Raw genomic sequence first — 22,889 nt, 5'->3', positions numbered from 1 at the left:
CCACTGCGCCCCCGCGCACGCCCCCGCCTTCCCCCGGCCGAGTGGGTGGCTTCCCGCGGCGTGCCCCGGGCCGACCCGCCGAGGAAAGCCACCCAATCCCGGGGGCGGGGCGGGGCGGGGCGGGGCGGGGGCGGGGCGGGGGCGGGGGCGGCTGGGGCCGTCAGAGGCGGGTGGTCTCGATCCGGAAGCCGGCGGTGCGCAGGCGGTCCGCGAGGCGCACGCCGATGCCCGACGCGGGGGTCAGCACGCCGGCGGCGTCCGGCAGCTCGTCGAGCCCGAGGGCCAGCACGGCCTCGCCCAGCATCACGGCGGTCGCCGCGTAGCCCGGGTCGCCCTTCGCCGCGATCGTCGTCCGGTACGACGCACCGCCGGTGGTCAGAGCGGTCGTCTCGGTGCGGAAGTGGCCCTTCTCGCGGGCCGACTCGCTCGGTCCCTCACCCGGCGCGGGAAGGACCCGGTCCAGCAGCGCGCGGGTCGGCGGCACCGCCATCCCCGCGGCCAGTGCGCCGACACCGCCGGCGACACCGGCGGCGAGCAGCGGTCCGGCGGGGGAGCGGCCGACGCTCATCACCTCGCGGTAGCGGAACGCCTTGCCGAAGGGCCGGGCCAGCAGCTCGTTGCTGCGCCGCACGATGCGGGTGTTGAAGGGCGCCATGACGAAGGGCGCGATCCAGCGGCCGTCGTAGCGGGCGGTGAGGAAGCCGTCGCGCGGCTGCGGCTCGTGCTCGGCCGAGCGGTCCGCGGCCAGGGCGTGCGGGTCGGTCATCAGCCGGCGAGCAGAAGGGTCGCGCTTCATCTCGTCGACCATGCCCCGCAGCGAGTCGAGCGTCCCGCCGCTGACGCCGCCACGCATCGCGGCGACCAGCATCGTGGTGTCGGTGAGCTCTCCCTCGCCGTCGGCCGAAGCGGCCTCGGCGCACAGCAGGACCCCGAGGTCGGAGGGGATGGAGTCGAAGCCGCAGGCGTTGACGATGCGGGCACCCGAGCGGAGCGCACGGTCATGCAGGCGGTCGATGCAGTCGCGGACGAAGAGCACCTCGCCGGTGAGATCGGCGTAGTGGGTGCCGGCGTCCGCGCATGCCTCGGCCAGCGGCTTGCCGTACTTGAGGTAGGGCCCGACCGTCGTCGCGACCGCCGTCGTCGAGGCAGCCAGGGCAGCGACGTCGGCCACCGAGGACGAGTCGGCCACCACGAGCGGCCACTCGTGCGCGCGGACCGGCAGGGTCCCGCGGACCTGCTCGAGCTTGTCGCGCGACCGCCCGGCCAGGGCGATCCGCGCATCAGCCGGGGCCGCCATGGCGAGGTAGGCGGCCGTGAGCCGTCCGACGAACCCGGTGGCACCGAAGACGACCACGTCGTACGGCCTGTCAGTCATCTCCCGACGCTCTCACACGGCGTCGAGGTAGACCCACCGGCCGTCGTGGCGGCTGAAGCGGCTCGTCTCGCGGACCGCACCCGGCGTGCCGTGCAGCTCGTAGCGGGCGACGAAGGAGACGGTCCCCTCGACGTCGAGCAACCCGCCGCGCGTGCACTCGAGCACGATCAGGCGCTGCCACTCCTGCCCAGGGTCGAGCTCGAGGCTGCGCGGGCGGGTGCTCGGGTGCCAGGACCGCAGGAGGTACGCCGCATCCGCCACCGCGAAGGCGCTGTAGCGCGAGCGCATCAGCAGCTCGGCGGTGGGCGCCGGAGCTCCGCCGTGGACGCGGCCGCAGCAGTCGTCGAGAAGGGCCGGCAGGCCGCAGGGGCACGGGCTCACAGCCAGTAGTCCCCGCCGATGCCCTCGATGAGCCGGTCGAGCGCGCCCTCGGGCCACGGCGACGGCTCGGGCTCGAGGCCGGTGCGGCGGCGGCGGGGCTTGGGCTCGCTGGGGAACAGCGCGACCGAGGCCTCGCGCGCGGCCTCTGTGACGAGCGGCGCCAGTCGCTCGAAGCGGACCTGCCGCGCGTCGCCGCTGACCGACAGCGCGCCGATCGCGCGGCCGGTCCCGCGCAGCGGAGCAGCGACGGTGCTCACCCCCGCCCAGGCCTCCTCGCGGTCCCAGGCGACCCCGCCGCGCTGGCGCACCAGCGCGAGCTCGCGGCGCAGCATCTCGAGCGAGGTGAGGGTCCGGGGGGTGCGCGAGGGCAGCCGCTCGCGGTACATCGCGTCGACCTGCCGGCTGTCGGTCCAGGCCAGGATCGCCTTGCCGTCGGCGGTCGCGTGGGCCGGGGTGCGCCCGCCGACGCGAGTCGGGACGGTCCCCGCGACCGCACCGCCGACCTTGTCGAGCACGACGACGTCGCGACGGTCGAGGATCGACAGGTGGGCGACCAGACCGGTGCGCTGGTGCAGTGCGTAGAGGTGCGGGGTCGCGACGTCGCGCAGCTCGTTGTTGGCGACCGCGAGGCCGCCGAGCTCGAGCGAGCGCATGCCGAGGCCGTAGGTGCCGGAGCGGTGGTCGAGCCAGCGCAGCTCGACGAGCTTCTCGAGGATCCGGTGCACGGTGGAGCGGGGCAGGCCGGTGCGCTCGACCAGCTCCGCCAGCGACAGCCGCGGCGAGGCCGCGTCGAAGGACTCGAGCACGATCGTCATCCGCTCGATCATCGAGGGCGCGGACGCCGGGATGAGCGGCCTGCCCGTCGGCTCCGTCACTGGCTCCCCTTCCCGCTGAGCGAGACGTGTCCCGCTGCCCGGTACCAATCTACCGAGCGCTTGCTTGACTGAACACACCCTGCCGGAAAGACTGCCGGAAACCGTGTCGCACAAGGGTGGAGGGCCTGTGGCTGCTGTCGTGACGGGCTACGACGTGCTCGTGGCCGGGTCCGGTGCGGGCGGGCTCGTGGGTGCGCTGGCCGCCGCCGAGCGTGGGCTGAAGGTCCTCGTCGTGGAGAAGTCGCCGTGGTTCGGCGGGACGACCGCGCTGTCGGGCGCGGGCCTGTGGGCGCCGTACAACCTGCATGTCCTCAAGGCCGGCCAGCCCGACGACCACGACACCGCGCTCGACTACCTCGCGCACACCGTCGGCGACCGCACGCCGCGCCACATGCAGGAGGCCTTCCTCGCCGCCGCCGCGCCGACCATCGCGTGGCTCGAGGAGCAGGGCGTCCGCTTCAACTTCATGGCCGGCTACCCCGACTACCACCCCGACGAGCCGGGCGCGATGCTCACCGGCCGGGCCATCACCCCCAAGGCCATGGCGTACGACGCCTTCGTGCAGGCCCCCGGCGTGCGGCCGACGCTGCCGCTCGGTCACGGCGGTCCGCCGATTCCCGACCCCGGCCCCGAGGGCGTCCGGTGGGGCGGTCAGTCGCTCATCGCCCAGCTGCTGCTGGCCTGCGAGCGCGCCGGTGTCGACACCTGGCTCGAGACCGCCTTCACCGAGGTCGTCACCGACGGGGACCGGGTCGTCGGCGCGGTCGTCTCCAAGCAGGGCGAGGTGCTCCACGTCGACGCGCCGTCGGGCGTGCTGCTCGCCTCGGGCGGCTTCGAGCGCAACGCCACGATGCGCCAGCAGCACCAGCAGCCGTCGGTCGCGCGCGACGACTGGACGCTCGGCGTCGAGGCCAACACCGGCGACGGCATCCGGGCCGGCATCGCGCTCGGCGCGGCGACCGACCTGCTCGAGGACTGCTGGTGGGCGCCGGGCTTCATCCGCCCCGACGGCGGTTCGTCGTTCCTGCTCTGGGACCGCGCCGCACCCGGCATGGTCATGGTCAACCGCGCCGGCCGTCGCTGGATCAACGAGGGCACCCCCTACAACACCTTCGGTCACGAGATGCTCGCCGCCGACGCCAAGGACGGGCTGACCATCCCGTCGTGGCTGGTCATCGATCAGGACTACGTCGACCGCTACGGCTTCGCGGGCCTGCGCCCCGGTGACGACCTGACGCCGTGGGTCGAGGCCGGTGCACTGGTCATGGCCGAGACCGTCGAGGAGCTGGCCGCGCGGATCGACGCCCCCGACCTGGTGGCGGAGGTCGAGCGCTACAACGGCTTCGTCGCGACCGGTGTCGACGAAGACTTCGGGCGCGGCCGCGAGGGCAGCTACGAGCGGCAGCTGCTCGCGGTCTTCCAGCGCTACCCCGGGATCCCCGGCCCGCACGAGCACCCCAACCCCTCGCTCGCACCGGTCGCGCGCGGGCCCTTCTACGCCGGTCCTGTCGTGCTGTCGGACCTCGGCACCAAGGGCGGGCTGGTCTGCGACGCCCACGCCCGAGTGCTGCGCGAGGACGGCACGCCGATCGTCGGGCTCTACGCCTGCGGCAACACGATGGCCTCGATGATGGGCCACGCCTACCCCGGGCCCGGCGCGTGCATCACGCCGGCGATGGCGTTCGGTCGCGAGGCCGCGCTCGACATGCCCGTGCGGGTCGACCGCTGAGCAGCGACACGGGCCGCCACACCGGCCGCTACACCGGCCGCACAGTCCTCGTCACCGGCGGCACCCGCGGCCTCGGGCTCGGCATCGCCGACGCCTTCGCGGCCGAGGGCGCCGACGTCGTGGTGTGCGGCCGGACCGAGGCCGGCCCCCACCCCTTCCTCGCCTGCGACGTGCGCGACCCCGCCGCGGTCGACGCGCTGGTCGACGAGGTCGTCGCCCGGACCGGTCGGCTCGACGTGGTCGTCAACAACGCCGGCGGCTCGCCGTCGGCGCTGGTCGCCGAGGCCAGCCCGCGCTTCCACCAGCGGATCGTGGAGCTCAACCTGCTGGCCCCGCTCTACGTCGCGAAGGCCGCCCAGCGCGTCATGGCCGGCCAGCCCGAGGGCGGCGTCGTACTCATGATCGGGTCTGTCGCGGCGATCCGACCCGCGCCCGGGACCGCCGCCTACGCCGCCGCCAAGGCCGGCCTCGTGACGCTGACCCGGGCCCTGGCCGTCGAGTGGGCGCCGCACGTGCGGGTCAACTGCGTGTCGCCGGGGCTCATCGCGACCGAGGCCGAGACCTACGGCGCGGATGTGCGCGCGGTGGAGGCCACGATCCCGGCGGGCCGGCTCGCGACGCCGGCCGACGTCGCGGCGGCCTGCCTCGCGCTGGCCGCCCCGGAGCTGCGCTACACGACCGGCACGGAGCTCGTCGTCGACGGCGGCGGGGAGATCCCCGCCTTCCACACAGCAGGAGGGGACACCAGTGCCTGAGGCCTATCTCGTCGAGGCGGTCCGCTCGCCGGTCACCCGCAAGGGCACCGGCCTCGCCCACGTGCACCCCGCCGACCTCGGCGCCCACGTCCTGCGCGCGCTGGTGACCCGGGCAGGCATCGACCCCGCTGCCGTCGACGACGTCGTCATGGGTTGCGTCGACACGATCGGCCCGCAGGCCGGTGACATCGCCCGCACCGCGTGGCTCGCCGCCGGGCTGCCCGAGTCGGTGCCTGGCGTCACCGTCGACCGCCAGTGCGGCTCGTCGCAGCAGGCTGTCCACTTCGCCGCGCAGGCGGTGATGAGCGGCACGGCCGACATCGTCGTCGCCGCGGGCGTGCAGAGCATGTCGGCGATCCCGATCTCCTCGGCGATGACCGTTGCCGAGCCGCTCGGCTTCCCCGACCCCTTCACGACGTCGAAGGGCTGGGTCGAGCGCTACGGCCCCGGTCAGCTGTCGCAGTTCTGGTCGGCCGACGAGATCGCCCGGCGCTGGGACATCAGCCGGCTCGAGATGGAGACCTACGCCCTCGAGTCGCACCGCCGCGCCCTCGCCGCGATCGACGAGGGCCGCTTCACGGCCGAGATCGAGCCGTACGACGGCGTCAGCGAGGACGTCGGCCCGCGCCGCGACACGTCGCTCGAGCGGATGGCCGGGCTGACGACGCTCAACGAGGGCGGGCGGGTCCACGCCGGTGTCGCCTCGCAGCTCACCGACGGCGCGGCCGCGCTGCTCGTCGTGTCCGAGCAGGCACTCAAGGACCACGGTCTGACCCCGCGCGCCCGGGTGCACCACCTGTCCGTCCGCGGCGACGACCCGGTCCTCATGCTCACTGCTCCGATCCCAGCCACCGCCCACGCGTTGAAGAAGACCGGCCTGACCATCGACGACATCGACGTCGTGGAGATCAACGAGGCCTTCGCGTCGGTCGTGCTCGCCTGGCAGCGCGAGACCGGCGCCGACCTCGCGCGGGTCAACCCCAACGGTGGGGCGATCGCGCTCGGCCACCCGCTCGGCGCCACGGGCGCGCGGCTCATGACGACGCTGCTGCACGAGCTGGAGCGCACCGGTGGTCGCTACGGCCTGCAGACGATGTGCGAGGGCGGCGGCCAGGCCAACGTCACGATCCTCGAGCGCCTGTAGCCCCACCGCCCCACCCCGACACCGCCCCGCCTCCGCCGCCCCCCGCCGCCGCACCCCGCGGACCGGTGATCGACAGGGGATCTGCACGCGACACGCCGGCGATCGCCGTGCAGACCACCTGGTGATCATGGCCAATGGACGCCGGGGGTGGGGGGATGGCGGGAGACCGGCACGGTGGGGTGGGTGACGCGCGGTGGCCTGGGTAGTCACACAGAGTGACCCTCGGTGACTAGAAGAAGATGGTCACGGCGGGTCATGCGCTTCTGCCCGCTTTGCTCCGACGAACATCGTGCAGGCCCTGACCCGTCTGCCTGACGAGAGGCGCGGCGCATGACTGACGTGAAGGCGATCGCCGCATGGACGGGCTGGTGCGACCCCTGCGGCACCGAGCGCCCGCTCTCGCTGACCGAGGCGGGTCCTCGTGGCTTCCTGGCCTGGGTGCGCGGCATCTCCTGGGAGGACCGCGAGCTCGGGCTCTACTGCCGCGTCTGCGGTGTGCACCAGGTCGTGCCGCTGCACGAGGAGGACGACCCCGTGGTCGTCACGCTCGCAGACCTCCTGACCGCCCCGACCCGCGTGGGTCTGTCCATCCTGAGCCTCGCTCCGCCGGCGCCGGACGGTGCCGCCGTGCCCGTCGAGGTGACCGTGCCGGCGGCGCGCGCGGCGACCGTGCGCCTTGTCCCCGTGCAGCGCGTCGTGTCGGCGCGTCCCGAGGCGACGTCGCTGGTGCTCCCCCACAGTGAGACCACGCTCGACCTCATCGCCGCGGGCCTCGTGGCCTAGTAGGGCGACGACTCGACCGCGGTCGAGTCGCTGCTCGAGCGCTGGTGCGGGACCTGGAAGGGACGGGCCAGCAGGTCGTCGCAGCGCTCGGCGGGCACGGCGCCCGAGAAGACGAAGCCCTGCACCCGCTGGAAGCCAAGCCGGCGCAGAGCCGCCACCTGCGCCGCCGACTCGACACCCTCAGCGATCGCGGTCAGCCCGAGCGCGCGGCCCATCGCCAGCACGGCCGCGGCCAGTGCCGAGCCGTCGGTGTCGTGGTCGACGCCGATGACGAGCGAGCGGTCGAGCTTGAGCACGTCGACGGGGAAGCGGCGCAGGTAGGCCAGCGAGGAGTAGCCGGTGCCGAAGTCGTCGACCGACAGGTGGACCCCGATGGCGCGCAGGGCGGTGAGTACCTGCAACGCGCCCTCCGCGTCGCGCATGAGTGCCGTCTCGGTGATCTCGAGCGTCAGGCCGTCGGGGTCGACGCCGCTGCGCGCGACCGTGTCGCGCACCATCGGGACCAGGCCGGGCTCACCGACCTGCACCCCCGAGAGGTTGACCGCGACGGTGAGCGCGCGCCCCGCGTCCTGCCACTGCGCGAGCTGCCGGCAGGCACGGTCGAGCACCGACGCACCGAGCGCGACCACCAGCCCGGTCTCCTCGGCGACGCCGATGAACTCGCTCGGCAGCACGAGGCCGCGACTGGGGTGCCGCCAGCGCACCAGTGCCTCGAAGCCGGTGACGCGGCCGTCGGTCAGGTCCACGACGGGCTGGTAGTGCACCTCGAGCTCGCGTCGGCGCAGCGCTCGCCGCAGCTCGAGCTCGGTGTCGAGGCGCCCGACCGCGGCGGCGCGCATCCGGGGCTCGAAGAGCACGGCCCGACCGCGGGCGGCCTGCTTGGCTTCGTTGAGCGCGGCGTCGGCGTCCTGCAGCAGGGCTCCGGCTGTCGCCGTGGCCGAACTCGACAGCGCGATGCCGAGCGAGGCGGTGAGGACGACCTCCTCCCTCCCGCCCGCCCCCGCGACCGACAGCGGCTGCCGCACCGCGTCGAGCAGCTCTTGGGCGAGGGTGCAGACGAGCAGGTCGGCCTGGCCGTTGTCGCCGAGCTCGGGGCACAGCAGCACCAGCTCGTCGCCGCCGAAGCGGGCGAGCGTGTCGCCAGGACGCACCAGCGACTGCAGCCGGGTCGCGAGCGCGAGCAGGAGCTCGTCGCCCACGTCGTGCCCGAGGCTGTCGTTGACGACCTTGAAGCGGTCGACGTCGAGGAGCAGCACGCCGACCGTGCCGCGGTGGCTCGCGAGCCGGGCCAGTGCGTGCTGGAGCCGGTCGACGAGCAGCGTGCGGTTGGGGAGGCCGGTGAGGCTGTCGTGGAGCGACTGGCGGACCAGCTGGGCCTCCATCTCGCGACGGTCGGTGATGTCCCAGCAGATGCCGACCATCCGCGCCGGACGACCGTCGGCGTCAGTGACGATCTCGCCCCAGCTCGCGAGGGTGTGGATCTGCCCGTCGGGCCAGACGACCCGCTCCTCCATCTCGTAGGGCTCGAGGGTCTCGAGGGAGCGCTGGTGCACCGCCATCACGTGCTCGCGGTCCGCCGGGTGCAGCATGGACAGGAAGACCTCGTAGCTGGCGTTGAAGCTCTGCGGCTCCCGGCCGTAGATCCGGTAGAGCTCGTCGCTCCACCGGTTGGTGCCGGTGGCGATCTCGAAGTCGTAGCTGCCCACCCGGGAGATGCGCTGCGCCGCGACCAAGTGGCGGACCTGGTTGCTGAGAGCTTCGCTGTCGTCGACGCCCTCGAGCAACCGGTCGAGGACGCTCGCCACCCGCTCGAGGACCTCCCCGTCGAGTCCGCCACCGGCCTCCAGCGTGCGAGGCTCTCCTCCCGGAGCGGGTGCGAGCCGGACGGTTGTGCGGTCACCCGGAGCGTCGAGCAGCATGGCCGCACGGGCCAGGACGTCGTCGGCGCTCCCCCTGATAAGGGCGAGGTCCAGGAGCATCCGCTCGTGTGCGGCGGTCGTCATGTGGCCAGGCTCTCGCGCCGGGGCGTGCAGCGCCATGGCCCACTGGGGCCATCGCTTGTCACTATTTGGTCGCGTGGAGACCTGGCCTAAGCCTCGAAGACGGGATCCCGGCCCTGCTTGCGGGCCGTGATGGCCTCCTCGAAGTTGCGCGACAGCAGGCGGACGTAGAGCTGGGCAAGGCCCTCGTGCTCCATGTGGCTCGAGAACGAACCGGCTTCGAGGCCGGAGCGCAGGGTCTGCTTGGTGAGCTGGACCCCGACGTGGCTGTAGCCGGCGACCCGGTCCGCGACGGCGAAGCACTCCTCCAGCAGCGAGCCCTCGGGCACGGTGCGCGACACCAGGCCGACAGCGGCGGCCTCGGCCGCGTCGACGTCGCGACCGGTCAGCATGATCTCGGCTGCCCGGGAGGCGCCGATCGCACGGGGGAGGAGGTACGACAGGCCGAGTTCGCTGGCCGTGAGCCCGTTGTTGATGCCGGCCGCCCGGAAGTAGGCACTCTCCGACGCGAGCCGGATGTCGCAGGCCAGCGCCAGGCAGAAGCCGCCGCCGATGGCGGGGCCGTTGACGGCCGCGACCACCACCTGGGGCAGCTCGCGCAGGGTCGTGACGACGTCCTCGAGCAGCTTCATGGAGCGCCGCCCGATGGAGGGCAGCGCCAGCCCGTCGATGCCCGGGGGATAGCCGGCGTCGACGAGGTCGGCTCCCGCGCAGAAGGCCCGGCCGGCACCGGTCAGGACGACGACGCGCACGTCGTTGTCGACGGCCACCGACTCGAGGGTCTCGCGCAGCGGCACCATGACGTCGAAGGCCATTGCGTTCATGCGCTCGGGCCGGTCGAGGGTGACCAGGGCGACGTGAGGTCGCGGCTTCTCGACCCGGACGAAGTCAGACAAGCGAGCTCTTCCCGTCGGTCCCGTGCCACGAGGCCGTCGTGCGGGTGCCCTCGCCGCGCGGACCGATCTCCTCGTAGAGCCGCTTGTAGCCGGTGTGCTGGATGAGCCAGCGCCCGTCGACCTTGACGTAGCGGTCGTCGTAGTACGACGCGCCGCGGATCACGAGGGCCAGGTCGTCGAGGATGACGATGTCCTGCAGCGCCCAGGACCCGCGGGCGGTGTCGCCGTCGACCTCGATGTCGGGGTGGCTGAAGACGTGCGAGGACAGCATCGACGGCGACGACATGCTCTTCGTGAGCCACTCCCGCACGGCGTCGCGGCCGGTGAGCACCACGGCCCCGCCGCCGTAGGCCACCGTCACATCATCGGTCATGAGGTCGGTCATGGCCGTGAAGTCCTTGGTGTCCAGGTAGCGGCCGTAGCGGTACTTCAGCCGCGTGATCTCCTCGACGTCGGGGCTCACGTGGCACCGTCGCGCATCGAGCGGGCGTCCTGCCCGGCGAGGGAGTCGACGCCGACCTCCGCGTTGTGGGCGTGGGCCAGGTGGTGCAGCCCGAAGACCGAGTCCATCCCGTCACGCAGGCCCTGCTGGTCCTCGCACTGGTTGACGGCCTTCTTCGTCAGCGCGAGGCCGAAGGCCGGCAGTTCCGCGATCTTCTCCGCCATCGCCATGACCTCGGCCTCGAGCGACTCCCGCGGCACGACGCGGTTGACCATTCCGAGCTCGCGGGCGCGATCAGCGCCGACCCGCTCGCCGAGGAAGAGGAACTCCTTGGCGAAGCGCGGCGCCATCTGGAAGGGGTGCGCGAAGTACTCCACTCCCGGGATCCCCATCCGCACGACGGGGTCGGAGAAGAACGCGTCGTCACTCGCGACGACGAGGTCCATCGACCAGGCGAGCATCAGGCCGCCGGCAATGCAGGCGCCCTGCACCATGGCGATCGTGGGCTTAGGGATGTCACGCCAGCGCCGGCACATCCCGACGTAGACCTCGGACTCGCGGGCGTAGCGCGACGCCCCGCCCTCCTTGTTGGTGTGGTCCCACCACAGGGTGGCCTTGCGCTCGAAGGACTGCGTGATGTCGCGACCGGGCGTGCCGATGTCGTGGCCGGCGCTGAAGTGCTTGCCCTCCCCGGCGAGCACGATGACCTTCACCTCGTCGTCGTCGACGGCGCGGTAGAACGCGGCGTCGAGCGCGTAGGTCATCTTGGAGTTCTGCGCGTTGCGGTAGTCGGGGCGGTCCATCGTCACGATGGCCACCGCCCCCCGCTTCTCGTAGCGGACCGGCTCGTCCTCGCTCATCGGTGCTCCTCCAGTCGCAGGTGGTCGGCGATGACCGCCCGGTGCTCGGTGCTGCTGCCCCAGTCGCGCGCGAGCGCCCAGGTGCGCTTGGCGAACAGGTGCAGGTCGTACTCCACGGTGTAGGCCATCGCCCCGTGAGCCTGGAGACAGGCTCGGGACACGGAGTACGCCGCGTCGCTCGCGAGCGCCTTGGCAGCGCTGACGTGGACCGCGGCATCGGCGTCGTCGGTGGCCAGCGAGTGGGCCGCGCGCAGGACCGTCGGCCAGGCCAGCTCGGTGCCGACGGCCGCGTCGGCCAGCGGGTGCTTCACGGCCTGGAACGACCCGACCGGAACGCCGAACTGCCTGCGGTCGCTGACGTAGGCGACGGTGAGGTCGAGCTGCCGACGGGCCAGCCCGAGCAGGAACGCGGCCGTGCCGAGGGTGCCGCGCAGCAGCGCGAGCAGTGCGTCACCGGTGAGCGGCTCGCCGACGCCGCTGACCAGCGCCGCCTGCCTGCTCGCGTCGACGGTCTCGACCGGCGTGACCACGGCGTCCCCGCGGTGCAGCAACCGGACGCCGTCGACGCCACCGTGCACCTGCACCACGAGCTCGGCCACCGCGGCTCCGGGCACCGGCCCGTCGGAGCGCTGGACCGTCGTACGCGCCCTGCCTGCGAGGACGTCGTCGAGGGCTGCTGTGCCGACGAGCAGCGGAGCGAACGCGACGGTCTCGACCAGCGGGCCGGGCACGCCGGCCCAGCCGGCCTCCTCGAGCGCGGCGACCGCGACGAGCTCGGTGAGTCCCAGGCCGCCGTCGCCCTCGGGGACGAGCAGGCCGAGCAGGCCGAGCTCGCCCAGCTGCGACCACAACCGCGACGTCACGGTGTCGTCGGTCCAGGAGGCCCGCACGACGTCGGGCGTGCAGGCCTTGGCGAGCACGTCGCGCACGCCCTCGCGCAGGGCGAGGGCCTCGTCGGTGAGGCCGAAGTGCATCGGTCCGCTACTTCCGGGGCAGGCCGAGCAGGCGCTCGGCGACGATGTTGCGCTGGACCTCGTTGGTGCCGGCGTAGATGGGTCCGGCGAGGGAGAACTGGAAGCCCTTGCTCCACGGGCCCTCGAGCTCCGCGCCGGGGCCGAGCAGGTCGAGCGCGGTCTCGTGCAGTCGCACGTCGAGCTCGGACCAGGCGAGCTTGGCGATGCTGGACTCGCCGACCCGCGACCGGCCGGCCTGCTCGTTGCTGACGGCCTGCAGGGTGTAGAGGCGGTAGGCCTCGGCGTCGACCCAGGCGCGCACGACCGCATCGCGCTGGCCGTCGTCGACCGCGTGGTCGCGGGCGAGCTCGACGAGCCGGTCGGCGGCCGCGGTGTAGCGCCCGGGGGAGCGCAGGGTGAGCCCGCGTTCGGAGCCGGTCGTGGCCATCGCGACCGACCAGCCCGCACCGACGCCACCGAGCACGGCGCTGTCGGGCACCGTCACGTCGTCGAAGAAGACCTCGGCGAAGCCCTCGTCACCGTCGAGCCGGGCGAAGCCGCGGACCGTCACGCCGGGGGCGTCGAGCGGCACCAGGAAGTAGGTGAGGCCGTGGTGCCGCGACGACTCGGGGTCGGTGCGGAACAGCCCGAAAAGGTGCGTGCAGAAGGCCCCGCGGGTGGTCCAGGTCTTCTGGCCGGACAGGACCCACCCGCCGTCGACCCGGTCGGCGCGGCTGGTCAGGCTCGCGAGGTCGGAGCCGGCACCGGGCTCCGACCAGCCCTGGCACCACAGGTCCTGAGCAGCCGCCATCCGCGGGAGCAGGGTGTCCTGCTGCTCCTGGGTGCCGAAGCCGAACAGCGTCGGGGCGAGCAGGAAGATGCCGTTCTGGGTGACGCGCTGCGGACCGCCCGCGGCGTAGTACTCCTCCTCGAAGGCGAGCCACTCCCACGCGCTCGCGCCGCGACCGCCGTACTGATCGGGCCAGGAGACGACGGCCCAGCGGGCGTCGTAGAGCTGCTTCTCCCAGTCGAGGTGGAGCGCGAAGCCCTCGCGGGTGTCGCCACTCGGCAGCCCGTGAGGGACGTGCGCGCGCAGCCAGGCCCTCGCCTCGGCGCGGAAGGCCTGCTCCTGATCGGTCTCCTCTAGCTCCATCAGCCGCGGACCGCCGGGACGCCGCTCGCGATGCCCTCGAGGAAGACCTTGAGGTAGTCGCGGGCGAGCTCGTCGTAGCCGTAGTCGCGGCTCGGCTTGAACCACCGGGCCGTCAGCCACAGGCCGTCGCGCAGCAGCGGGTAGACGACGCCGACCGGCACGTCGTTGCGGAACAGCCCCGCCTCGACGCCCTGCTCGAGCACGCCGATCCAGGCTTTGCGGATGAGCCGCGCGTTGTCCATGACCGGCGCCTTGCCCTCGCTGGTGCTCGCGAGGTAGCGGGCGTCCTTCTGGTAGATCTCGGTGGCGTGCGGGTGCCCGGCGACGGTCTCGAGGCTCGCGACGACGAGCCCGCGCAGCCGCTCCGCGGGGTCGTCGGACAGCGCCAGCACCGCGTCGTAGCGCTCCACCAGATCGGTCATGAAGGTGCCGACGATCGCGTCGACGATGTCGTCCTTGCTCGCGAAGTGGTGGTAGAGCGAGCCGGAGAGGATCCCGACGGCGTCGGCGATCTCGCGCACGGTCGTGGCGGCGACGCCTTGGCGGGCGAAGAGGTCCGCGGCGCGCTGCAGGATCACGTCGCGCCGGTCGACGGGGGCGGCCACGCGGATCTCCTCGCTTCGTTGACGCTCGGACGGGCCGACCCTACCCTCCCGACCAAGCGCTTGCTACAACTCGGAGGCCCTTTCTTGACCACCATCCCCGCGGCGCTCGCCACTGCCGCCGAGCGCGCACCGGACCGCACGGCGCTGGTGACCGACGAGGTGCGCTGGACCTTCGCCGAGCTCCAGGACGAGGTACGACGGGGAGCGCGGGCGCTGCATGCCGCGGGCGTCCGGCGCGGTGACCGGGTCGGGCTGTGGGCGCCCAACAGCCACCGGTGGGCCGTTGCGGCTCTCGGGTCGGTGTCGCTCGGTGCGGCCCTCGTGCCGGTGAACACCCGCTTCAAGGGCGAGGAGGCGGCGTACTGCCTCTCGCGCGTCGGTGTGTCCCTGCTGGTCGTCGACGACAGGTTCCTGTCGGGGCTCCTTGGCGCCGACCCGGTCGAGGCGCTCGGACTCGACGTCCCGGTGGTCCGCATGTCGGAGTGGGACGCCTTCCTCGCCGGGGGGTCGGCTGACCTCGACGTCGATGCACTGGCGGCGGACGTCACCGACGACGACCCCTGCGACATCGTCTTCACGTCCGGCACGACCGGCCGTCCCAAGGGCGTCGTCGCCCGGCACGGTGCGTCGGTGCGGCTGTTCCAGACCTGGGCCGACACCGTCGGGCTCGTCGAGGGCGAGCGGATGCTCGTCGTCGCGCCGTTCTTCCACACCTTCGGCTACAAGGCCGGTCTGCTGGCCTGCCTGCTGAAGACGGCCACCTGCCTGCCGCTGCCCGTCTTCGACGTCGACGAGGCCGTGCGGGTCATCGATACCGAGCAGGTGTCGGTCGTGCCCGGGCCGCCGACGCTGTTCTCCTCGCTGCTCGAGCACCCTCGCGGTGGCTCGCTGTCGTCGTTGCGGCTCGCGGTCACGGGAGCGGCTGTCGTCCCGCAGGTGCTCGTGGAGCGGATGCGCAGCGACCTCGGCTTCGAGACCGTCATCACCGCCTACGGGCTCACCGAGTGCGGCGGCTTCGCGACAGGGTGCCGGGTCGGTGACTCCGACGAGCTGGTCGCCACGACCTCCGGTCGGGCGGTGGACGGCGTCGAGGTGCGCGTGGTCGGCGAGACAGGCGAGCCGCTCGCTCCCGGGGAGCCGGGGGAGGTGCTCATCCGGTCCTACGCGGTGATGAGCGGCTACTGGGACGACGACGCCGCGACGGCCGAGGCCGTGGACGGCGATGGCTGGCTGCGCACCGGCGACGTCGGCGTGATGGACGACGCGGGCAACCTACGGATCACCGACCGCATCAAGGACATGTACGTCGTCGGCGGCTTCAACGCCTACCCCGCCGAGGTCGAGCAGGTCCTGCTGCGCCACGAGGCCGTCGCCGACGTCGCCGTCATCGGCGTGCCCGACGACCGCCTCGGTGAGGTGGGGAAGGCCTTCGTCGTACCCCGGGCCGGTGTGCCGCTGGACCCTGCGGAGCTGCTCGCCTGGTCGCGCGAGCGGCTGGCCAACTACAAGGTGCCGCGCACCGTCGAGGTCGTGGACTCGCTGCCGCGCAACGCCGGCGGCAAGGTCACCAAGAACGTCTTGCGGGCGATGTGACGTCGGTCTTCGAGCCCGCGCGGCTCGGCCCGCTGACCCTGCGCAACCGGGTCGTGAAGGCGGCGACCTTCGAGGGCCGGACCCGTCGGGGAGTGGTGGGACCGGAGCTCGTGGAGTTCCACCGCGAGGTCGCGGCCGGCGGGGTCGGCCTGACCACGGTCGCCTACTGCGCGGTGTCGCCGGCCGGTCGGGTCTTTCGCAACTGCCTCGTGCTCGACCGTGACACCGTCCCGTCCCTGCGGGTCCTCACCGACGCGGTCCACGCCGAGGGGGCCGCGGCCTCGGCCCAGCTCGGCCACGCCGGGCTCGTGGCGGACCAGGTCTCCAACGGGGTCCGGTCGCTCGCCCCCTCGACGCGGCTGTCGCCGGTCGCGAAGGGCCTGGTCCGCGGCGCCTCGGCAGCCGACCTCGCCTCGGTGCGGGCGTCGTTCGTGTCCGCGGCCCTGGCCGCGGTCGACGCCGGCTTCGACTGCCTCGAGGTGCACCTCGGCCACAACTACCTGCTCTCGAGCTTCCTGTCGCCCAACCTCAACCGGCGCCGCGACTCCTACGGCGGGTCGGTCGAGGCGCGCTCGCGCTTCCCGCGCGAGGTGCTGTCGGCGGTGCGCGACGCCGTGGGCGACCGGGCCGCGGTCGTCGCCAAGCTCAACATGCGCGACGGGGTGCCGCAGGGGCTGCAGGTGCCGGAGTCGCTCGAGGTCGCCCGGCTGCTCGAGGCCGACGGGTCGGTCGACGCTCTCCAGCTCACCGGCGGGTCGTCGCTGCTCAACGGGATGCTGTTCTTCCGCGGCGACGTGCCGATCGAGGAGTTCGCCGCGACCCAACCCGCGGTGCTGCGCCCGCTGGTGAAGCCGTTCCTTCGGCGGATCATGCCGAGCTACCCCTTCGAGGAGGCGTTCTTCCTCGACGAGGCCCGGGTCTTCCTGCAGGCGCTGTCGCTGCCGCTCGTGCTGCTCGGTGGCGTCAACCGCGTCGACACCATGCAGGCGGCTGTCGACGAGGGGTTCTCGTTCGTGGCCCTGGCGCGGGCGCTCCTGCGCGACCCCGACCTGGTGTCGCGGATGGCGTCGGGGGCGGTGACCGAGGGCCGCTGCACGCACTGCAACCTGTGCGCCCCGACCATCTACTCGCGCGAGGGCACCCACTGCGTCCTGCGCTGAGAGCATGGTCATTGCGGGCCATTGACGCCCGGCCGCCTCCGCAGGACCGTGCTGGCGAGAGTGCCCGTCGTGCCCAGGAAGGGGCCGAGATGACCACTGCTGCTTCGTCGACCACCCACCCCTCGACGGCCCGGCTGCGCTTCCTGCCGGTCGGCGTCGGCGCGTCGCTCCTCCACGCCCTGATGCTGGTCCCCGGCTACAGCCAGGACGGGTTCGAGCTGAGCGAGTGGGGCGGGATGCTCACGCTCTCCCTGGTTGTCGCCGCTGTCGTGTTCATCGCGGCCGTTCCGGGCGGCGGGCCCAGGACGGCTGTGGTCCTCGGTGCGCTCGCCGTATTCCCGGGAGCGGTGGCGTTCTGGACGGCTCTGGCGTTCCCGCTGGCGGCCGGCGCGATCGTCGTCGGTCTGCGCAGCGGGCCGGACGGCGTCCGCCCGCGGGCAGCGGCCGTCGGGCTCGGCCTCGGCGTGCTCGCGATCGCCGCGACCGTCGGGATCACCATCTGGGACGCGGCCGCCAACTACTGAGCAGCCGTGCTGACCTCAGGGCGTTGGCGTTCGCGGCAAGGTCAACAGCACATCTGCACGTCGCCGAGCGGCAGTTCGAGCGTGCCCGCCGTACCGAGTGTGCTGTTGATCTTGCGGGGTCGACGCGAGGTACGCCTCGAACCCGCGGCAGGTCGCCGCGGCGGGTCCGTCGAGGTGCTGCCCTGCTGTCAGGGCTCGAGCAGCAGGACGGGGATGCGGCGACGGGTCCGGCTCTGGTAGTCGACGTAGGAGGGGAAGGCGGTGCAGGCCCGCGACCACCAGCGGGAGCGCTCGTCGTCGGTGATCTCGCGGGCTGTCAGCGAGAGCACGACCGCGCCGTCGCGCAGGTCGACGGCCGGGTGAGCAAGGGCGTTGGCGTACCACGCGGGGTGCTCCGGGCCGCCGGCCATCGAGGCCACCGCGGCGTAGGAGCCGGCGTGCTCCACCCGCATGAGCGGGGTCTTGCGCAGCAGGCCGGTGCGCGCACCGACGGTCGTCAGCAGCACCACAGGGCGGTCGCGCAGCGCCGAGCCCCCGGTGCGCTCGATGTGCTCGACCTCGTCGCGCACCCAGCCGACGCTGCTGGGCGCGTAGACCCCGGTGAGGGTCACTTCCCGAAGTCGGAGCGGACCTCGTCGGCGACACCGAGCAGGTTGAGCTCGAAGGTGTAGCTCTGCTCGATGCGGTAGCTCTTGTGCACGTCCCACAGGTCGATGGCGGCGAGCGACTCCTTGGCCATCCGGATGACCCGCGGGTCCTTGGCCGCGATCGTCGACGCCACCTCGAGCGCCTTCGCCCGCAGCTCGTCCTTGGGCACGACGTGCAGCACCGAGCCGAAGGCATGGAGCTCCGCAGCCGTCGCGGTCGCGGAGGTGTAGACCATCGCGCGGGCCTTGTGGAGGGGCACGAGGCGCGACAGGTGGGTGGCCGCACCGAGGGCGCCGCGGTCGACCTCGGGCAGCCCGAAGGTCGCGTCGTCGGAGGCGATGACGATGTCGCTGTTGCCGGCCAGCCCGATGCCGCCGCCGAGGCAGAAGCCCTGCACCGCCGTGATGACGGGCACCGGGCACTCGTAGACCGCGGCGAAGGCGGCGTAGCAGCCGCGGTTGGCGCCGACCAGCGCGGTCTTGCCGGTGTCGCGCTGGAACTCCTTGATGTCGACGCCGGCGTTGAAGCCGCGGCCCTCGGCGCGCAGCACCACGGCTCGGGTCGAGAGGTCGCGACCGGCGGCGGCGACCGCCTCGGCCAGGTCGAACCACCCCTGCACCGGCAGTGCGTTGACCGGGGGGTGGTCGACGACGACCTCGACGACGCCGTCATCGTGTCGGGTGCTCGAGATCACGGCTGCTCCTACGGGTGCTGGCTGGAGACGGACACGACCTCGCCGGTCATGTAGGTGGAGTAGTCGCTGGCGAGGAAGACGATGACGTTGGCGACCTCCCACGGCTCGGCCGGGCGACCGAAGGCCTCCTTGGCGCTGAGCTCCTGGAGCAGCTCGTCGCTGGTGACCTTGGCGAGGAAGGGGTGCATGGCGATGGAGGGGGAGACGGCGTTGACGCGTACGCCGAACCGCGCCCCCTCCACCCCGGCGGTGCGGGTGAGCGCATTGACCCCGGCCTTCGCAGCGGCGTAGTGCGCCTGTCCGACCTGGGCGCGCCAGCCGATGACGGAGGAGTTGTTGACGATGACGCCGGTGCCGCGCTCCTTCATGTGCTGCAGGGCGGCGCGGGTGCAGCGGAAGGTGCCGTTGAGGGTGACGTCGAGGACGCGCAGCCACTGCTCGTCGGTCATGTCGACGAGCTCCGCGGTGCCGCCGAGCCCGGCGTTGTTGACCATCACGTCGACGTGGCCGTGCGCGTCGACGACCCCGGCGACCAGCGCGTCGACCTGCTCCTGCTGGGTGACGTCGCACGGGATGCCGAGCACGCCGAGCGACTCGGCGGCCTCAGTGAGCCGGCGCTCGTGCCAGTCGGAGACGACGACGGTCGCGCCCTCTTCCTGCGCGCGCTTCGCGGTGGCGAAGCCGATGCCGGTGCCGGCCGCGGCGGTGACGACGACGACCTTGCCGGCGAGCAGGCCGTGGGCCGAGGGGTAGGCAGGGACGTCAGGCACGCAGCGCTCCGAGCTCGGCGAGGACCTTCTCGGCCTCGGTGACGATGCGGGTGATGAGCTCCTCGCAGGACGGCAGGTCCTCGATGACGCCGACGACCTGACCGCTGGCCATGACCCCGAGGTCGGGGCGGCCGTCGACCATCGCGGCCTTGAGCAGCATCGGGGTGTTGGCCGCCATGACGAGCTGGCTCATCGACAGCTCCGCGTTCTTGCGCATCGCGAGTCCCTCGGTGACGACGTCCTTCCAGGGGGTGCGCGACAGCTTCTGGAAGGCGACCGCGTTGCGGACCGCGCGGGTCATCCGGCCGAGTGCCCGGCTCTTCAGCAGCTCCTCGACGAAGTCGGTGCGCAGCACCCGGTGCGGCACCCCGTCGACCTCGGTGGTGACGACGGTGCCGGTGACGTCCTTGGACAGGTAGACGTCCTTCACCGCCTGGCCGACGGTGCTGTCGGAGGTCAGCAGGAAACGGGTGCCCATCGCGATGCCCTCGGCGCCGTAGGCGAGAGCAGCGACGAGACCGCGCCCGTCGAAGAAGCCGCCGGCGGCGATGACGGGGATGTCGACCGCGTCGACGACCTGGGGGAGCAGCACGGTCGTCGGGACCTGACCGGTGTGGCCACCACCCTCACCGCCCTGCACGATGACGGCGTCGACGCCCCAGGCCGCGACCTTCTCGGCGTGGCGGCGGGCACCGATCGAGGGCATGACGACCAGGCCGTGGTCCTTGCAGCGCTTGATGAGGTCCTGCTTGGGGGCCAGCGCGAAGGACGCGACGCGGACGCCCTCGCGGGCCATCAGGTCGATGCGCTGCGCGGCGTCGGGGGCGTCGGCGCGCAGGTTCACGCCGAACGGCTTCGTCGTACGCCGCTTGGTCTCGGCGATCGCGACGACCAGCTCGTCGTAGGTCATCGACGCCGAGGCGATGATGCCCAGGCCGCCGGCGTTGGCGGTGGCGGAGGTGAGCTCCGGTCCGCTGACCCAGCCCATGCCGGTCTGCACGATCGGGTGCTCGACCCCGAAGAGGTCGGTAGCGCGGGTCCTCACTGCGGGACCTCCTTGTCGCGCAGGCCCTTCGGGTCCAGCACCTCGCGGATGAGCCGCAGCTCGGTGTCGGTCGGCAGCCGCGACTCGGTGACGTCGTCGACGTGCAGCGCGAAGCCGGTGGCCTCCTGCACCTCCTCGACGGTGACGCCGGGGTGGGTGCTCACGAGCCGCATCGAGCGGTCGGGGCCGCCGAGGTCGAGGACGGCGAGGTTGGTGACGACGCGGCGCAGCGGCACGTCGACGCCGCGGTCGGTGCCGACACCGCTGACCATGTCGACCTTCTCGACGAAGACGCGGGTGGAGTGGTTCGGCACCCAGTACGACGTCGGGTGGCAGACGGTGTTGCCGGGCGCCCCGCGCACACCGAGCAGCTGGTTCTTCGGCTTGGCGAAGTCGCCGATGCAGCTGATGTTCTGGTTGCCGAATCGGTCCAGCTGCGAGGCGCCCATCATGACGTGGCGGTGGCCGTTCCAGACCAGGTCGAAGACCGACCGGTAGGGGATCCACGCCTCCGTCGTCGCGGGCGGTCGGCCCCCGAGCGGCCACGGCCCGGCGACGAAGGTGGCCTCGCCGTCGGACAACAGCAGGTCGGGCTCGAAGGTCTCGCGGGCCAACCGGGCGCCGAGGGACGGCACCAGCGCCATGGGGGAGACCAGGATCTCGCCGTCGCCGCGAAAGGCCTCTGCGCACGCGACCGCGCACACCTCGGCCCGGGTCACGTCGCTCATGCCGATGCCGCCTTGCGCTCGGCGTGGAAGTCCTTCACGGCCTGCTGGTAGTCGGCCTCGGAGCCGCTGAGGAACCTCGCGGCGAACGCCGCCCACAGGTCGGGGTCCTTGGCAGCCGTGGCGTACTCCTTCTGGAAGGGCTCGTCACGGTCGTAGTCCGGCACGCAGGAGGTGAAGTGCGCGCCGCCCGGTGCCTCGACGACACCGGCGACCATCCAGCGCGCGATCCGCCGGCGGGTCAGCTCGCCGAGGTCGTCCACGATGCGCTCGCAGGACAGGTAGGCCTTCTCGGCGGCCTGGCAGAAGAGGTCGTCGAAGTAGAGGTCCGGGCCGTGGAAGGCCGCGTTGCCGCGGGCATCCGCGACGTTGAGATGGACCAGGGCGGCGTCGAGGTGCAGGGCCGGGACGGCGAGCAGGTCGTTTCCGCCGTAGGGGTCGGCGACGGTGCGCAGCGACGAGTCGTAGGTGACGACGTCGGAGCCGAGGCCGGCCCGCGTGGGCAGGAACGGCAGCTTGAGCGAGGCCGCGTAGAGGCCCCACTGGACCATGCCCTCGTCCCACTCGCGCGCCTCGATCGCGCCGGCCTTGCGAGCGGCCTGGAAGTGCGGCTCGAGCGGGATCGAGTCGAGCGACACGAAGCCGTAGACCAGCTGCTTCACCTTGCCCGCCGCGCAGAGCAGGCCCACGTCGGGGCCGCCGTACGACACGACGGTGAGGTCGCGCAGGTCCGACCGTAGGATCGCGCGCACCAGCGACATCGGCTTGCGCCGCGACCCCCACCCGCCGATCCCGATCGTCATCCCGGAGCGCAGCTCCGCGACGACCTCGTCCTCGGTCATCCGCTTGTCCGCCACTAGGTCCCGCTCCTGTCGAAGGCCAGCCGCTTGAGGTCGCGCGGGTCGGCGAGCAAGGCCGTCGTCCATGCGCGCTTGAAGTAGAGATGGGCCGGGTGCTCCCAGGTGAAGCCGATGCCGCCGAAGAGCTGGATCGCCTCGCCCGCGACGGTCACGAACGCCTCGCTCGCGACCCCACGGGCCAGCGGGCCCGCGACGTGCAGGTCGCGCGCGTCCGCGGCGAACCACGTGCTCGAGGTCGCTGCCTCGACGTGGACGGTGAGGTCCGCGACCCGGTGGCGCAGCGCCTGGAAGCTGCCCAGCGGCCGGCCGAACTGCGTGCGCACCTTGAGGTGCTCGACGGCGAGCTCGAGCACGCGCGCCGCCCCGCCGACGCACTCCGCGGCCAGCGCCAGGTCGCGCAGGTCACGGCAGTACGCCGAGGAGCCCACCTCCCGGCTGGCGCTGACCTCGATCCGGGCGACCGGTCGGGTGGGGTCGAGCGACTGCAGCGGTGTGGCCGTGAAGGTGGTGGTGACGTGCAGTGCGCCGTCGCGGTCCACGAGGAGCAGGTCGGCGCCGTCGGCGTGCGGCACCTGGTCGAGACCGTCGAGCGCGAGCGCGGCCGTCACCGAGCCGTCCGCGAGACCGGCGAGGTGCTGCTCGTCGCCCAGGGCCGTCAGGGCGCGGCCGGCCACGAGGGCCGGCAGCAGCGGGTCACGCAGCAGGACCCGACCGGTCTCCTCGAGGACGGCCGTGACCCAGGTGAGCGGCACGTCCTCGACGCCGAGCGCGGTGAGGCCCATCTCGGCGGACAACGCCTTCCACAGACCGCCGTCGGTGGCCTCGGCGGACACCGGCGCCCGGTCCGTGAGTAGGTCGCGGACCGCCGCCCGCAGCTCGTCGAGCTCGCTCATCGCCCGCCCCCTACAACTGCCACCGG

At 72.8% G+C, this 22,889-nt stretch carries 24 protein-coding genes; 7 read left to right on the top strand and 17 right to left on the bottom strand.

The annotated features are described in order from the left end of the window. Positions 1–160: 160 nt before the first annotated feature. From Q8R60_02760 to Q8R60_02750, 3 genes are read right to left on the bottom strand one after another with little or no spacing between them, the layout of a single operon-like run. Complete coding sequence (locus Q8R60_02760) at positions 161–1,375, bottom strand: saccharopine dehydrogenase NADP-binding domain-containing protein (protein MDP3711393.1); 1,215 nt, start codon at positions 1,373–1,375, stop codon at positions 161–163. 12 nt (positions 1,376–1,387) lie between these two features. Then, positions 1,388–1,756, bottom strand: a complete 369-nt coding sequence (locus Q8R60_02755) for a YchJ family metal-binding protein (protein MDP3711392.1) — start codon at positions 1,754–1,756, stop codon at positions 1,388–1,390. Further along, positions 1,753–2,631 (bottom strand): IclR family transcriptional regulator, encoded by an 879-nt coding sequence (locus Q8R60_02750; protein MDP3711391.1) that lies wholly within the window; start codon positions 2,629–2,631, stop codon positions 1,753–1,755. Before Q8R60_02750 ends, Q8R60_02755 begins: the two co-directional genes overlap by 4 nt. Positions 2,632–2,758: 127 nt before the next feature. Between Q8R60_02750 and Q8R60_02745 the strand changes: the two genes are divergently transcribed. The 4 genes from Q8R60_02745 (at position 2,759) to Q8R60_02730 (ending at position 7,042) form a co-directional block, all read left to right on the top strand. Continuing rightward, positions 2,759–4,360, top strand: coding sequence for an FAD-binding protein (locus tag Q8R60_02745; GenBank protein ID MDP3711390.1), 1,602 nt, complete (start codon positions 2,759–2,761; stop codon positions 4,358–4,360). Then, complete coding sequence (locus Q8R60_02740) at positions 4,357–5,115, top strand: SDR family oxidoreductase (protein ID MDP3711389.1); 759 nt, start codon at positions 4,357–4,359, stop codon at positions 5,113–5,115. Before Q8R60_02745 ends, Q8R60_02740 begins: the two co-directional genes overlap by 4 nt. Further along, entirely contained in the window at positions 5,108–6,259 is a 1,152-nt protein-coding gene (locus Q8R60_02735) for an acetyl-CoA C-acetyltransferase (GenBank protein MDP3711388.1), read from the top strand. The genes Q8R60_02740 and Q8R60_02735 overlap by 8 nt, the downstream gene beginning before the upstream one ends. Before the next feature lie 330 nt (positions 6,260–6,589). Next, positions 6,590–7,042 carry a hypothetical protein gene (locus tag Q8R60_02730; protein MDP3711387.1) on the top strand — a complete coding sequence of 151 codons (453 nt, stop codon included), beginning with the start codon at positions 6,590–6,592 and terminating at the stop codon, positions 7,040–7,042. Here the strand turns inward: Q8R60_02730 and Q8R60_02725 are convergent. The 7 genes from Q8R60_02725 to Q8R60_02695 form a co-directional block, all read right to left on the bottom strand. Then, positions 7,039–9,045 (bottom strand): EAL domain-containing protein, encoded by a 2,007-nt coding sequence (locus Q8R60_02725; GenBank protein MDP3711386.1) that lies wholly within the window; start codon positions 9,043–9,045, stop codon positions 7,039–7,041. The genes Q8R60_02730 and Q8R60_02725 overlap by 4 nt on opposite strands. 86 nt (positions 9,046–9,131) lie before the next feature. Further along, complete coding sequence (locus Q8R60_02720; GenBank protein MDP3711385.1) at positions 9,132–9,938, bottom strand: enoyl-CoA hydratase; 807 nt, start codon at positions 9,936–9,938, stop codon at positions 9,132–9,134. Further along, positions 9,931–10,401, bottom strand: coding sequence for a nuclear transport factor 2 family protein (locus Q8R60_02715; GenBank protein ID MDP3711384.1), 471 nt, complete (start codon positions 10,399–10,401; stop codon positions 9,931–9,933). The genes Q8R60_02720 and Q8R60_02715 overlap by 8 nt, the downstream gene beginning before the upstream one ends. Beyond that, positions 10,398–11,240: an enoyl-CoA hydratase gene (locus tag Q8R60_02710; protein MDP3711383.1), complete on the bottom strand. Its 843-nt coding sequence runs from the start codon at positions 11,238–11,240 to the stop codon at positions 10,398–10,400. Before Q8R60_02710 ends, Q8R60_02715 begins: the two co-directional genes overlap by 4 nt. Further along, positions 11,237–12,214 (bottom strand): acyl-CoA dehydrogenase family protein, encoded by a 978-nt coding sequence (locus tag Q8R60_02705; protein MDP3711382.1) that lies wholly within the window; start codon positions 12,212–12,214, stop codon positions 11,237–11,239. Before Q8R60_02705 ends, Q8R60_02710 begins: the two co-directional genes overlap by 4 nt. Positions 12,215–12,221: 7 nt before the next feature. Then, positions 12,222–13,346, bottom strand: coding sequence for an acyl-CoA dehydrogenase family protein (locus Q8R60_02700; GenBank protein ID MDP3711381.1), 1,125 nt, complete (start codon positions 13,344–13,346; stop codon positions 12,222–12,224). Beyond that, positions 13,346–13,951: a TetR/AcrR family transcriptional regulator gene (locus Q8R60_02695; protein ID MDP3711380.1), complete on the bottom strand. Its 606-nt coding sequence runs from the start codon at positions 13,949–13,951 to the stop codon at positions 13,346–13,348. The genes Q8R60_02700 and Q8R60_02695 overlap by 1 nt, the downstream gene beginning before the upstream one ends. A gap of 84 nt (positions 13,952–14,035) precedes the next feature. Here Q8R60_02695 and Q8R60_02690 point away from each other — a divergent pair, with 84 nt between their 5' ends. From Q8R60_02690 to Q8R60_02680, 3 genes are all read left to right on the top strand, one after another. Continuing rightward, a complete protein-coding gene (locus Q8R60_02690) occupies positions 14,036–15,544 on the top strand; it encodes a FadD3 family acyl-CoA ligase (GenBank protein MDP3711379.1) in 1,509 nt (502 codons plus the stop codon). Then, a complete protein-coding gene (locus Q8R60_02685; protein ID MDP3711378.1) occupies positions 15,541–16,704 on the top strand; it encodes an NADH:flavin oxidoreductase in 1,164 nt (387 codons plus the stop codon). The genes Q8R60_02690 and Q8R60_02685 overlap by 4 nt, the downstream gene beginning before the upstream one ends. 89 nt (positions 16,705–16,793) lie before the next feature. Then, entirely contained in the window at positions 16,794–17,228 is a 435-nt protein-coding gene (locus Q8R60_02680) for a hypothetical protein (GenBank protein ID MDP3711377.1), read from the top strand. A 188-nt stretch (positions 17,229–17,416) separates the two neighbouring features. On the opposite strand, the gene Q8R60_02675 is transcribed toward Q8R60_02680, so the two are convergent. Genes Q8R60_02675 through Q8R60_02645 form a run of 7 tightly spaced genes read right to left on the bottom strand, consistent with a single transcriptional unit; the run spans position 17,417 to position 22,863 of the window. Continuing rightward, positions 17,417–17,839, bottom strand: a complete 423-nt coding sequence (locus Q8R60_02675) for a nitroreductase family deazaflavin-dependent oxidoreductase (protein ID MDP3711376.1) — start codon at positions 17,837–17,839, stop codon at positions 17,417–17,419. Next, a complete protein-coding gene (locus Q8R60_02670) occupies positions 17,836–18,567 on the bottom strand; it encodes an enoyl-CoA hydratase family protein (GenBank protein MDP3711375.1) in 732 nt (243 codons plus the stop codon). The genes Q8R60_02675 and Q8R60_02670 overlap by 4 nt, the downstream gene beginning before the upstream one ends. An 11-nt stretch (positions 18,568–18,578) precedes the next feature. After that, the gene (locus tag Q8R60_02665; protein MDP3711374.1) at positions 18,579–19,340 is read right to left on the bottom strand and encodes an SDR family oxidoreductase; all 762 of its coding nucleotides are present in this window, start codon (positions 19,338–19,340) and stop codon (positions 18,579–18,581) included. Beyond that, positions 19,333–20,385: a nitronate monooxygenase gene (locus Q8R60_02660; protein ID MDP3711373.1), complete on the bottom strand. Its 1,053-nt coding sequence runs from the start codon at positions 20,383–20,385 to the stop codon at positions 19,333–19,335. The genes Q8R60_02665 and Q8R60_02660 overlap by 8 nt, the downstream gene beginning before the upstream one ends. Further along, positions 20,382–21,113, bottom strand: a complete 732-nt coding sequence (locus tag Q8R60_02655) for a CoA-transferase (GenBank protein MDP3711372.1) — start codon at positions 21,111–21,113, stop codon at positions 20,382–20,384. Before Q8R60_02655 ends, Q8R60_02660 begins: the two co-directional genes overlap by 4 nt. Further along, on the bottom strand, positions 21,110–21,967 hold the full coding sequence (locus Q8R60_02650; protein ID MDP3711371.1) for a CoA-transferase: 858 nt from the start codon (positions 21,965–21,967) through the stop codon (positions 21,110–21,112). Before Q8R60_02650 ends, Q8R60_02655 begins: the two co-directional genes overlap by 4 nt. After that, entirely contained in the window at positions 21,967–22,863 is an 897-nt protein-coding gene (locus Q8R60_02645) for an acyl-CoA dehydrogenase family protein (protein ID MDP3711370.1), read from the bottom strand. Before Q8R60_02645 ends, Q8R60_02650 begins: the two co-directional genes overlap by 1 nt. Positions 22,864–22,889: the final 26 nt, after the last annotated feature.

The organism is Mycobacteriales bacterium, from assembly GCA_030697205.1.
Classification (GTDB): Bacteria; Actinomycetota; Actinomycetes; order Mycobacteriales; family SCTD01; genus JAUYQP01.
Note: the sequence above shows the minus strand (reverse complement) of the source record. Positions and strands in the feature narration are given on the sequence as shown.

What these genes read in the sequence shown, in the direction of transcription:
- Q8R60_02760 (MDP3711393.1), bottom strand. Translation starts at nt 1,375, where the DNA reads ATGACTGACAGGCCGTACGACGTGGTCGTCTTCGGTGCCACCGGGTTC.
- Q8R60_02730 (MDP3711387.1), top strand. Translation starts at nt 6,590, where the DNA reads ATGACTGACGTGAAGGCGATCGCCGCATGGACGGGCTGGTGCGACCCC.
- Q8R60_02725 (MDP3711386.1), bottom strand. Translation starts at nt 9,045, where the DNA reads ATGACGACCGCCGCACACGAGCGGATGCTCCTGGACCTCGCCCTTATC.
- Q8R60_02710 (MDP3711383.1), bottom strand. Translation starts at nt 11,240, where the DNA reads ATGAGCGAGGACGAGCCGGTCCGCTACGAGAAGCGGGGGGCGGTGGCC.
- Q8R60_02705 (MDP3711382.1), bottom strand. Translation starts at nt 12,214, where the DNA reads ATGCACTTCGGCCTCACCGACGAGGCCCTCGCCCTGCGCGAGGGCGTG.
- Q8R60_02700 (MDP3711381.1), bottom strand. Translation starts at nt 13,346, where the DNA reads ATGGAGCTAGAGGAGACCGATCAGGAGCAGGCCTTCCGCGCCGAGGCG.
- Q8R60_02680 (MDP3711377.1), top strand. Translation starts at nt 16,794, where the DNA reads ATGACCACTGCTGCTTCGTCGACCACCCACCCCTCGACGGCCCGGCTG.
- Q8R60_02655 (MDP3711372.1), bottom strand. Translation starts at nt 21,113, where the DNA reads ATGAGCGACGTGACCCGGGCCGAGGTGTGCGCGGTCGCGTGCGCAGAG.
- Q8R60_02645 (MDP3711370.1), bottom strand. Translation starts at nt 22,863, where the DNA reads ATGAGCGAGCTCGACGAGCTGCGGGCGGCGGTCCGCGACCTACTCACG.